Origin of the sequence: Streptomyces sp. CBMA156 (assembly GCF_014596515.1) — a bacterium.
Lineage (GTDB): Bacteria > Actinomycetota > Actinomycetes > Streptomycetales > Streptomycetaceae > Kitasatospora.
Genome location: NZ_MSJQ01000051.1, coordinates 1 through 10,724, shown reverse-complemented (window position 1 = coordinate 10,724; position 10,724 = coordinate 1). Strand labels below are relative to the sequence as shown.

Below are 10,724 nucleotides of genomic sequence, written 5' to 3'. Positions count from 1 at the left end.
GCGGAGGCCTCGGCCCGGCGCACCGCGGCCGCGGCGGCGCCGTCGGCGAGGCCGAAGCCGAACTTGGAGTCGTGGCCGCCGGTCTGGATGGCCTGGTGGGCGCCGGCCGCGACGCCGGGCGCCACCCGCAGCTGGATCCGGGCGCGGCGGCGCCGTCGGCGAGGCCGAAGCCGAACTTGGAGTCGTGGCCGCCGGTCTGGATGGCCTGGTGGGCGCCGGCCGCGACGCCGGGCGCCACCCGCAGCTGGATCCGGGCCGGCGGCAGGCCCTCCTCGCGGTGCAGCCGCTCGATCCGGTCCAGCTCGTCGAAGCTGTCCACCACGATGTGGCGCAGGCCGACGGTCAGCGCGGTGCGCAGTTCGGCCTCGTCCTTGTTGTTGCCGTGCAGCACGATCCGGTCCGGGGCCACCCCGGCGTACAGGGCGGTGCGCAGCTCGCCGCCGGAGGCGACGTCCAGCAGCAGGCCCTCCTCGGCGGCCAGGCGGGCCATCGCGGTGCACAGGAAGGCCTTGGAGGCGTAGGCGACGTTGCCCCGGCCGAAGGCGGCCACCGCCTCCCGGCAGCGCCGGCGCAGGTGCTCCTCGTCGTAGACGAACAGCGGCGTGCCGTACCGGCGGGCCGCCTCGCTCAGGAGCACACCGCCGACGGACAGGCCCTCGGGGCGGTACTCGGCGGTGAGCGGCAGCAGACCCGGATCGACGGGCGGCAGGGCTGGCGACACAGGGGACAAGGCTTCCTCCCGGCTGGCTGGCTGGCCCGCCCATCCTCGGTCCTGGGGGAGGGAGTGAGAAAGCGCATTGTTCCGGCCCTGAGCAGTACGGAAATCGATGCTGCGGAAATCGATGCTGCCGGTGGTCACCACGATCCGTCCCGGGCTGTTGCATCCAAGCTTGCGTCTATGGTGCTACGGTGTGATCCATGGCCGACACCCCGCCTCCCGCTCGCGTCCCGGCCGCGGACCGCGCGTACGAACTGACCAAGGACCTCATCCTCGGCGGGGGCCTCCCCGGCGGCACGCTGATCAGCGAGGGCGAGATCGCCGAGCGCGCCTCGCTCAGCCGCACCCCGGTCCGGGAGGCCTTCCTGCGGTTGCAGGCCGAGGGTCTGCTCCAGCTCTTCCCCAAGCGCGGAGCCGTCGTGGTGCCGGTCGGGCCCGGTGAGGCCGAGGACGTGCTGGAGCTGCGCGAGGCGCTGGAGAGCACCGCCGTGCGCCGGATCACCCGCCGCCCGGACGGCCTCGACGCGCTGGTGCGGCAGCTGACCGGGCTGATCGACCAGCAGCGCGAACCCGCCCGCCGGGCCGACCTCGGCGCCTTCGCCGACGCCGACGAGGCCTTCCACCGGGGCATCGTGACGGCCGCCGGCAACCAGCTGGCCGAACGCTTCTACGGGACGCTGCGCGACCGCCAGCGCCGAATGGCCGTCCAGCTGCTCCAGGAGCGGCCGGAGCGGCAGCCGCAGCGGCTGGCCTCGCTGGTCGAGGAACACACCGTGCTGGTCGGGCGGATCGCCGCCCGCGACGCCGAGGGCTTCACCGCCGCGCTGCGCGCCCACCTGGACGCCCACCGCACCGTCACCGACCGCTGAGCTTCCCGTCCTTCCGGCGCGCGGCACCCGTTCGCGCGCCCGCCCCGACGGACCGCCGGGACCCGGCGATCCGTCATGCCGTCATGCCGTCATGTTGACGCACCGTCAGGCCGGTACGCCGACCCATCCGGCCATCCGGCCATCCGACAAGGAGCAGCACCACCATGAGCACCACCCGGCAGCCGTCCGCCGGACCCGTCGCACCGTCAGGCCGGGGGAGGCCCTGGCTGCTCGCGGCCCTGGCCATGCTCTGCTGCGGGTGGGGCGGCAACCAGTTCACCCCGCTGCTGCTGATGTACCGCGACCTCGGCGGCTACTCCGAGGTCACCGTGGACGCCTTCCTGGGGGCGTACGTCCTCGGGCTGGTCCCCGGGCTGCTGGTCGGCGGCGCGGCCTCGGACCGCTACGGGCGGCGCCCGCTGATGATCGGCGCGGTGGCCGTCTCGCTGGCCGCCAGCGGAGTGCTGTGCGGCGGTGTCACCGGTGAACTCCCCATCTACGCGGGGCGGTTCCTCACCGGCATAGCCGTCGGCATCGCGATGGCGGTCGGCACCAGCTGGGTCAAGGAGCTCTCCCAGGCCCCGCACGACCCGGCCGCCGACCCGGGGGCCGGTGCCCGCCGCGCCTCGCTCGCCCTGACCCTCGGCTTCGGCCTCGGCGCCGGGGTGGCCGGCGTGCTCGCCCAGTGGGGCCCCTGGCCGATGGTCACCCCGTACCTCGCCCACCTGCTGGTCACCCTGCCCGCGCTGTTCCTGCTGCCGAAGGCCGTGGAGACCAGGGCCCGTACCGCCGCCGTCCGCGGCCTCTGGGCCGACCTCAAGGTCCCGGCGGCCGGGCACCGGCGCTTCGTCCGGGTCATCCTGCCGATGGCCCCGTGGGTGTTCGGCTCGGCCGGCGTCGCCTACGCGGTGACCCCGCAGCTGGTCGGTGACCGGCTCGGCCACTGGTCGCTGGCCTACGCGACCCTGCTGACCGTCCTCACCCTGGGCACCGGCGCCCTCGTCCAGCCCTTCGCCAAGCGCCTGGACTCCTTCTCCTCGGCGCGCGGCGTCATCGTCTCCATGGTGCTGATGGCCTGCGGCATGGCGGTCTGCGCCGGCGACGCGGCGCTCCGCTCCCCGCTGCTCGGCCTGTGCGGCGCGGTCTTCCTCGGCGCCGCCTACGGCATCGGGGTGGTCTCCGGCCTGCTGGAGATCCAGCGCATCGTCACCCCCGACGACCTGGCCGGCATCACCGGCGTCTACTACGCGCTGTGCTACTCCGGCTTCCTGCTCCCCGCGGCGCTCGCGGCGCTCTCCCCGCTGGCCTCCTACGCCGTGATGCTCAGCGTGGTGACGGCCCTGGCCCTCGCCAGCCTCGCCGTGATCGTCCTCTCCTCCCGCCGCCACCTCCCCGCCCCGGCCCCGGTTCCGGTGGAGGTTCCGGCCGACTGACAACGGGTTCCGGCATGAACCGGTCGGACAGGGAGGTCCGACGGTCGAGACACGTCCGATCCCGGTCGATCGAGGGAATGGCCGTACGGTCTGGGAGAGAATCCGCAATGGGAAGGAGACGCGTTGTGAGTACGGCACCCCAGGTCCCTGGCGACTACAGCATCGTCAGCGACCCCGAGAGGGCACTGAAGTACGCGATCCGGCATACGGCGGGCGACCGCACCGAGATCATCGAGGGAGTCATCACCCCCATGTCGCCATCGTGGGCGCACGAGTCCGCCGCTGAGGTCGTCCGCCGCCAGATCACCCCGCGTCTGGAGCAGCTGGATCTGGTGTCCGGGTCCGGCGACCTCGACCTGCCCGGCAGCGAGAACTGGTACATCCCGGACCTGGCCGTCGTGCCGGCCGAACTCGCCGAGAAGACCGAAGGCGCGCTGCTGCCCGATCAGACTCTCCTGATCGTCGAGGTCAGCTCCCCCTCCAACGCGGAAACCGACCGCGTGGTCAAGCGCCGCCGCTACGGCCAGTACGGTGCTCCGCTCTACCTCCTGGTCGACCGGCAGAACCGCAGCTGCACCCTGTACAGCGAGCCGACCCGGCTCGGCTACGCCGCCGAGAGCGGTCCGCACCCCTTCGGTACGCCCGTCCGCCTCCCGGAGCCCTTCGACATCGACCTCGACACCACCCGCCTGTAGCGGCCGGGTCAGGCCCTGGCGGCGTCCTTGGGGCGAGCGTGGGCGGGGAGGCCGTTGGTGAGGTCCTCGACCAGGAGGCGCCAGGCGATGGCGTCGGCCGCGGCGCGGAGCCCGGGGCTGCGGGGGCGGCCGGCGTCGGCGTCGAGGCGGGCGTTGAGCCAGTCGGACCAGGCGCGGCCGAGGGAGCGGATCTCCCGGGTGCCGGCCTCGGTGGGGGAGAGCCGGTCGCCCTCGCGGAGCAGGTAGCCCTCGGCGGACATCCGGTCGAAGACCGGCTCCAGGACCTCGGGCGGCACCCGTTTGCGGGCGGCGATGAGGTCGAGCGAGGCGTGGCCGACGGCCTTGGTGTGGCCGGTCACCTCCATCAGCGCCCAGGCTCCGGCCAGGTCCACCCGGGTGCCGGCGTCGGAGACGATCGTCCGGACGGTGTCGAGGTCCACCCCGCGGACGATCTTGCAGACCGAGTACTCCAGGTGCGGGTCGGAGTCGGGGGTGGTCGGCTGGGCGAAGCCCTCGCCCATGTCGGTGGAGCCCGCCCTGGCGGTGTCACGCAGCTGCACCTGCTTGAGGAAGAGCGCCACCACGAAGCCGACCACGGCCACCGGGATGGTCCACAGGTACACCGTGTGCAGGGCGTCGGAGTAGGCCTGGATGATCGGCGCGGCCTGGTCGGCCGGCAGCTGGTGCAGGCCCTGGGGGCTCTCGGCGGCGCGGCCGAGCACGGCGGGGTCGGCGCCGGTGAGCCGGGCGGCGGTGTCGACGCCCCGGCCGAGTTCGGTGTTCAGGCTGTTGGCGTAGATGGTGCCGAACACCGCGGTGCCGAAGGAGCTGCCGATGGTGCGGAAGAAGGTCACCCCGGAGGTGGCGGTGCCGAGGTCGGCGTAGTCGACGGTGTTCTGCACGGCGATGGTGAGCACCTGCATGCTCAGCCCGATGCCGACGCCGAGCACGAACATGTAGCAGGACGCCAGGAAGGTGCCGGTGCCGGGTTCCAGCCGGGAGAGCAGGTAGAGGCCGACGGCCATCACCGCGGTGCCGACGATCGGGAACAGCCGGTACTGCCCGGTCTTGCTGACCGCGTTGCCGCTGCCGACCGAGGCGATCAGCAGACCGATCACCATCGGCAGCGTCCGGACGCCGGAGACGGTCGCCGAGTCGCCGTCCACGTACTGGAGGAAGGTCGGCAGGAAGGTCAGCGCGCCGAGCATGGCGAAGCCGACGATGAAGCTGAGCACCGAGCAGACCGTGAACACCGGGTTGCGGAACAGCCGCATCGGCAGCATCGGTTCGGCCGCCCTGGTCTCCACCCAGCAGAACAGGCCGAGCGCCAGCGCGCCGCCGACGAACAGGCCGATGATCACCCCGGAGCTCCAGGCGTACTGGTTGCCGCCCCAACTCGTCGCCAGGATCAGCGCGCCGGCGCCGGCCGCGACCAGCACGATGCCCAGGTAGTCGACGACCGGGCGGACCACCGAGCGCACCGAGGGGATGGTCCTGGCGGCCGCCGCCACCACCACGACCGCGATCGGCACGTTGACGTAGAACGCCCAGCGCCAGGACAGGTGGTCGGTGAACAGCCCGCCCAGCAGCGGCCCGATCACCGTGGCCACGCCGAACACCGCGCCGATCGCGCCCTGGTACTTGCCGCGCTCGCGCAGCGGGATGACGTCCGCGATCAGCGCCATCGAGGTGACCATCAGGCCGCCCGCGCCGATGCCCTGCACGGCCCGCCAGGCGATCAGCAGCGTCATGTCGGTCGCCAGGCCGCACAGGAACGAGCCGCCGACGAAGACGATCGCCGAGACCTGGAACAGCAGCTTGCGGCCGTACAGGTCGCCGAACTTGCCGGCCAGCACGGTGGCCACCGTCTCGGCCAGCAGGTAGGACGTCACCACCCAGGACATGTGGGCGGCCCCGCCCAGGTCCGCGACGATGGTGGGCAGCGCGGTGCCGACGATGGTCTGGTCCAGGGCGGCCAGCAGCATGCCGAGCACGATGGTGCCGAAGACGACGTTCCGCTGCCGGACGTCCAGCACCGGTGGGGCGGACGGCGGGGTCTCGGTGGCGACGGTCATGCCGTCAGCCTCCGGGGTGCGGGCGCCGGTCGCGATCCGGTTCGGCCGTTCGGGTGACGCGGCCGGCTGCGGCCCGGGGGAGCGGCCCGGTTGCGTGATCCGGGGGTGGTCGTGGGCAGGTGACACGGCGTGACGGCCCGGGGTGGCGGCCCCGGGAGGGCCGGGCGAGGATGGGCCGAGCGAAGTCGACCGACGGCCGCCCGTCGGCCCGGACGCCCCCGGACCCCCGGGAAGGGGCTCCCATGACCGCCGACCCTCCGCGCAGTTCCACGCAGCCGACGCAGCCAGGCGCCACCGCCGTCGGCGGCCGGGCCGCCGCCCGCCGCTGGCGGGCACTCGCGGTCTGCCTGGTCGCCGGGTTCATGACCCTGCTGGACGTCAGCATCGTCAACGTCGCGCTGCCGACCGTACGGGACGAGCTGCACATGTCCGACAGCGGCCTCCAGTGGGTGCTCAGCGGCTACGCGCTGGCCTTCGGCCTGGTGCTGGTGCCCTCCGGGCGGCTCGGCGACGCGCGCAGCCGGCGGGCCGTCTTCCTCGCCGGGCTCGCGCTGTTCACCGTGGCGAGCGCGCTCGCCGGGGCGGCGCAGAACCAGGAGTGGCTGGTGCTGGCGCGGCTGTTCCAGGGCGCCGCCGGCGGGGTGCTGGTGCCGCAGGTGTCCGGCTTCATCCAGGTGCTGTTCCAGGGCGCCGACCGCGGCCGGGCCTTCGGCGCGCTCGGCTCGACCATCGGGCTGTCCACCGCCGTCGGGCCGCTGCTCGGCGGCCTGCTGATCCACGCCGTCGGCCCGGAGAACGGCTGGCGCTGGGTGTTCCTGGTCAACCTGCCGATCGGCGTCGCCGCGCTGCCGATCGCCTACCGGCTGCTGCCGGCGCCGCCGCCCGCCGCCGAGCGGGCCGGGCACCGGGACTTCGACCCGGTCGGGGTGCTGCTGCTCGGCGCCGGGACGGTCGCGCTGCTCCTGCCGTTCGTCCAGGCGCAGCAGTGGCACGGCGCGACCCGCTGGCTGCTGCTGCCGCTCGCGGCGGTGCTGCTCGTCGCCTTCGTCGGCTGGGAGCTGCACTACGGGCGACGGCGCGAACCACTGGTCAGCATGGCGCTGTTCGCGGTGCGCTCGTACGCGGCGGGGACGCTGCTGTCGCTGGTGTACTTCGCCGGGTTCACCGCGATCTTCTTCATCTTCACGCTCTACCTCCAGGCGGGCCTGCACTACTCGGCGCTGACGGCGGGCCTGGCGATCACCCCGTTCGCGGTCGGCTCGGGCGTGGCCGCGGCGGTGGGCGGGCGCCTGGTGAGCCGGCTGGGGCGGCGGCTGGTGGTGGCCGGACTGGTGCTGGTGCTGGCCGGCCTGCTGGCCTCGGCGCTCGCGGTGCAGCTGTGGTCCGGGCCGCACGTGGGCTGGACGACGGCGCTGCCGCTGCTGGTCGCCGGGATCGGCAGCGGACTGGTGATCGCCCCGAACCAGACGCTGACCCTCCAGCAGGTGCCGGTGGCCAGGGCGGGCAGCGCGGGCGGGGTGTTGCAGACCGCGCAGCGGGTCGGCTCGGCGGTGGGCATCGCCGTCGTCGGCTCGGTGTTCTTCGCCCACGCCGCCGGGCCTCGCCCGGACTGGGCGCTCGCCTTCCAGCTCGGGGTGACGGTCGCGGCCGGCCTGGTGCTGGCCGCGCTGCTGGTGGCGGTCGCCGACATGTCCTCCGGCCGGGGCAGCTTCCGGGCCCGCGGGCCCCGGCTGGGGGACGGGCCCTGACCCGGGGCCGGCCCGGATGCCCGGGCCGGACCGGTGGCGGCCGGTGGTCCTGGTGGCCGTCAGTGGTCCCGGGGTGGCCGTCAGTGGTCCCGGCGCCGGATCGCGAGCGCCGCGACGGCCACCGAGGCCAGCGACCAGGCCGCGAAGGTGATCCAGGAGCCCGCGACGGTGGCCGGGTACTCGGACGGGCGCTGGCCCACCAGGGTGGTCCTGGCCAGCCGCTGCCAGGCGGGCAGCGGCAGGGCGTGCAGCAGGTCGGCGCTCCACCGGTAGCGCTCGGTGACCAGCGAGGGGACGAAGAACAGCACCACGACGGTGCCGACCACGGCGCCGGCGCCGTGCCGGATCAGGGTGCCCAGGCCCAGCCCGACCAGTGCGCAGACCGGGCCGAACAGCACCGCCGCCGCGACGTACCGCAGGGCGGTCGGGTCGGTGAGGGACTGTCCGATGCCGGCGTCGGAGAGGATCGCCTGGGTCAGGCCGAAGGAGACACCCACGGTGAGCACCCCGTAGCCGAACAGCACGGCCGCCGACACGCAGGCCTTGGCGACGATCACCGCCCGGCGGTCGGGCACGGCGGCCAGCGTGGTGCGGATCAGCCCGGTCGCGTACTCGCCCGCGATGACGATCGCGCCGATGCCGCCCGCGACCAGCATCAGGATGTCGGCGCCGGCGAGGTCGAACGCGTCGTGCAGCGCCACCTGCGCCATGACCGCGGGGTCGTCCTCGCCGGGGGTGTAGTGGTCGCGGGTGTACAGCGCGGACTTGAGGCCGGCGGCGACGATCGCCAGGGCGCTGAGGCCGAGCACCCAGCGGACCGAGCGCAGCGACCAGAACGAGATCCACTCGGCGGCCAGCAGGTCGGCGAAGCGGGCGCGGGGCTCGGCGTGGGCGCGGGGCCCGGCGTGGTGGTCGACGGTCATGGTGTTCAACGGGACTCTCCGGCGGGGTACTCGACGCTGTCGGCGGTCAGTTCCATGAACGCCTCCTCCAGGGAGGCGCTCCTGGTGGTCAGGGTGTGCAGCAACAGGCGCTGCTCCAGGGCGAGTTCACCGATCCGGGTGGCGTCCAGGCCGGACACCGCGAGGGCGCCGTCCCGGCCGGTCCCGACGGTGGCGCCCGCCGCCGTCAGCACGCCCGCCAGCCGGTCGGGTTCGGCAGTCCGGACGGTGACGGTCGCCCGGCCGGCCCGGGCGGCGAACTCGGTCAGGCTCTCGTCGGCGATCAGCCGGCCGCGCCCGATCACCACCAGGTGGTCGGCGGTGTGCTCCATCTCGGCCATCATGTGGCTGGAGACGAAGACCGTGCGCCCCTCGTCGGCGAGCCGCCGGAACAGTCCGCGCAGCCAGCGCACGCCCTCCGGGTCCAGCCCGTTCAGCGGCTCGTCGAACAGCAGCACCGGAGGGTCGCCGAGCAGCGCGCCCGCGATGCCCAGCCGCTGCCGCATGCCCAGCGAGTAGCCGCCGACGCGTCGTCCGGCGGCCCCGCCGAGGCCGACCTCCGCCAGCACCTCGTCCACCCGGCCGAGCGGGATGCGGTTGCCGCGGGCCAGCACCCTCAGGTGCGCCCGGCCGGTGCGCCCGCCGTGCACGTCGCCCGCGTCCAGCAGGGCGCCGACGTGCCGCAGACCGCGCGGCCGGTCGCGGAAGGAGTGGCCGTCGACGGTGGCGGCACCGGCGGTGGGGTCGCCCAGGCCGAGGACCAGCCGCAGGGTGGTGGACTTCCCGGCGCCGTTGGGGCCCAGGAAGCCGGTGACCCGGCCGGGGCGGACGGTGAAGGTGAGGCGGTCGACGGCGGTGCGGGTGCGCCGTCCACGGCCGTACCGCTTGGTCAGCTCGGTGACTTCGATCATGGGCTCCACGATGCCCGGGGGAGTCGGCGGCCCGCATCGGACCGGCGTCGACACTCCCGGGGGCGGAGGTCACCCGGGGCCGTACGACCGTGGGTGTCACCAGGCCGTACAACCACGGCTGGATGACGGCGTGCCGGGCCGTCGTTACGATCACGGACCATGCCCTCGTCCCCCGCTCAACCACTGTTCCGGCGCGTCCCGCCCGAGGTCTGGGTCGGCCTCGCCTGGTGCGTGGCCGCCGGCTACCCCGCCGTCCGGATGGGCGGTGACGCCGCGCAGCACCCCGGCGCCGCCGCGCACGGCGGCCTGGCCTTCACCCTGGCCGACACGGTGGTGGCCTTCGCCGGCGCGGCGCTGGTGCGACGGCTGCCGGTGCTCTCGGTCGCCCTGCTGCTGGTCGCCGCGTTCACCGAGACCGACGGCTGGGCCGCCCGGGCCCAGGTGGCGCCGGGCGCGCTGCTCGCCGTGGACACCGCGCTCTGCCTGATCACCGCCACCCGGCCGCGCCGCAGCTCCAGGGCCGCGTTCGCCCTGGTCATGGTCTTCCTGGTGCTGCACCTCGGCATGGTGAGCGGCGACACGGTGGGCGTCTTCACCGGCACCCACATCGGCTCGGCCGACGGCGCCGCGCTGCTCGCGCTGGTCGCCTGGCTGGTCGGCCGCTCGGTGCGGCAGAACCGGGAGCACGCCGAGGCGCTCGGCGCCCGGGCGGCCGAGGAGGCGGTCGCGGCCGAACGGCTGCGGATCGCCCGGGAGATGCACGACACCGTGGCGCACAGCCTCGGCATCGTCGCCCTCCAGGCCGGCGCGGCCCGCCGGGTGATCGACCGTCGGCCGGAGCGGGCCAAGGAGGCGCTCGGCGAGATCGAGACCGCCGGCCGGGACACCCTGGCCGCGCTGCGCCGGATGCTGGTCGCGCTGCGCCGGGCCGACGGCGAGGCCTCGGAGGTGGCGCCGCAGGGCCTGGCCGACATCGACCGGCTGGCCGGGGCGACCACCGCCGCGGGGGTGCGGGTGGAGGTCCGGCGGCACGGGGAGCCGGGGCCGCTGCCGCCGGAGGTCGATCTCGCGGCCTTCCGGATCGTCCAGGAGTCGGTGGCCAACGTGGTGCGGCACGCGGGCGTCGGTGCCTGCGTGGTCGCGGTGGACCACCGGACGGTGGGGGAGCTGTCCGTCGAGGTCACGGACGAGGGCCGGGGCCGGGATCGTGCTGCCGGGCCGAGTGGTGCCGTGTCAGGTGCTGTCGGGCGCGTCGGCGCCGGGCCGGGTGCCGGCTTCGGGCTGGTCGGGCTGCGGGAGCGGGTCGGCCTGCTGCGCGGGGAGTTCGAGGCCGG

At 74.6% G+C, this 10,724-nt stretch carries 9 protein-coding genes; 5 read left to right on the top strand and 4 right to left on the bottom strand.

Annotated features, from left to right (window positions below):
* Nucleotides 1-721: diaminopimelate decarboxylase family protein (locus tag BU198_RS03945; protein ID WP_411293136.1), on the bottom strand; the 721-nt coding region annotated here is incomplete at its 3' end.
* Between the two features lie 197 nt (nucleotides 722-918).
* Here BU198_RS03945 and BU198_RS03940 point away from each other — a divergent pair.
* The 3 genes from BU198_RS03940 (at nucleotide 919) to BU198_RS03930 (ending at nucleotide 3,715) form a co-directional block, all read left to right on the top strand.
* Entirely contained in the window at nucleotides 919-1,587 is a 669-nt protein-coding gene (locus BU198_RS03940; protein ID WP_188295414.1) for a GntR family transcriptional regulator, read from the top strand.
* Between the two features lie 164 nt (nucleotides 1,588-1,751).
* Nucleotides 1,752-3,020 (top strand): MFS transporter, encoded by a 1,269-nt coding sequence (locus BU198_RS03935; protein ID WP_188295413.1) that lies wholly within the window; start codon nucleotides 1,752-1,754, stop codon nucleotides 3,018-3,020.
* A 125-nt stretch (nucleotides 3,021-3,145) separates the two neighbouring features.
* Nucleotides 3,146-3,715 carry a Uma2 family endonuclease gene (locus BU198_RS03930; protein ID WP_317619950.1) on the top strand — a complete coding sequence of 190 codons (570 nt, stop codon included), beginning with the start codon at nucleotides 3,146-3,148 and terminating at the stop codon, nucleotides 3,713-3,715.
* Nucleotides 3,716-3,723: 8 nt separating this feature from the next.
* On the opposite strand, the gene BU198_RS03925 is transcribed toward BU198_RS03930, so the two are convergent.
* Entirely contained in the window at nucleotides 3,724-5,790 is a 2,067-nt protein-coding gene (locus tag BU198_RS03925; RefSeq protein ID WP_188295411.1) for an MDR family MFS transporter, read from the bottom strand.
* Nucleotides 5,791-6,032: 242 nt separating this feature from the next.
* Here BU198_RS03925 and BU198_RS03920 point away from each other — a divergent pair, with 242 nt between their 5' ends.
* The gene (locus tag BU198_RS03920) at nucleotides 6,033-7,538 is read left to right on the top strand and encodes an MFS transporter (RefSeq protein WP_188295410.1); all 1,506 of its coding nucleotides are present in this window, start codon (nucleotides 6,033-6,035) and stop codon (nucleotides 7,536-7,538) included.
* A gap of 80 nt (nucleotides 7,539-7,618) precedes the next feature.
* Here the strand turns inward: BU198_RS03920 and BU198_RS03915 are convergent, their stop codons facing one another.
* Both BU198_RS03915 and BU198_RS03910 read right to left on the bottom strand, forming a co-directional pair.
* Entirely contained in the window at nucleotides 7,619-8,461 is an 843-nt protein-coding gene (locus BU198_RS03915) for an ABC transporter permease subunit (protein WP_188295415.1), read from the bottom strand.
* Between the two features lie 5 nt (nucleotides 8,462-8,466).
* Nucleotides 8,467-9,390: an ATP-binding cassette domain-containing protein gene (locus BU198_RS03910; RefSeq protein ID WP_188295409.1), complete on the bottom strand. Its 924-nt coding sequence runs from the start codon at nucleotides 9,388-9,390 to the stop codon at nucleotides 8,467-8,469.
* Nucleotides 9,391-9,549: 159 nt separating this feature from the next.
* On the opposite strand from BU198_RS03910, the gene BU198_RS03905 reads away from it, so the two are divergent.
* On the top strand, nucleotides 9,550-10,724 hold a 1,175-nt coding region (locus BU198_RS03905; protein ID WP_188295408.1), incomplete at its 3' end, for a sensor histidine kinase.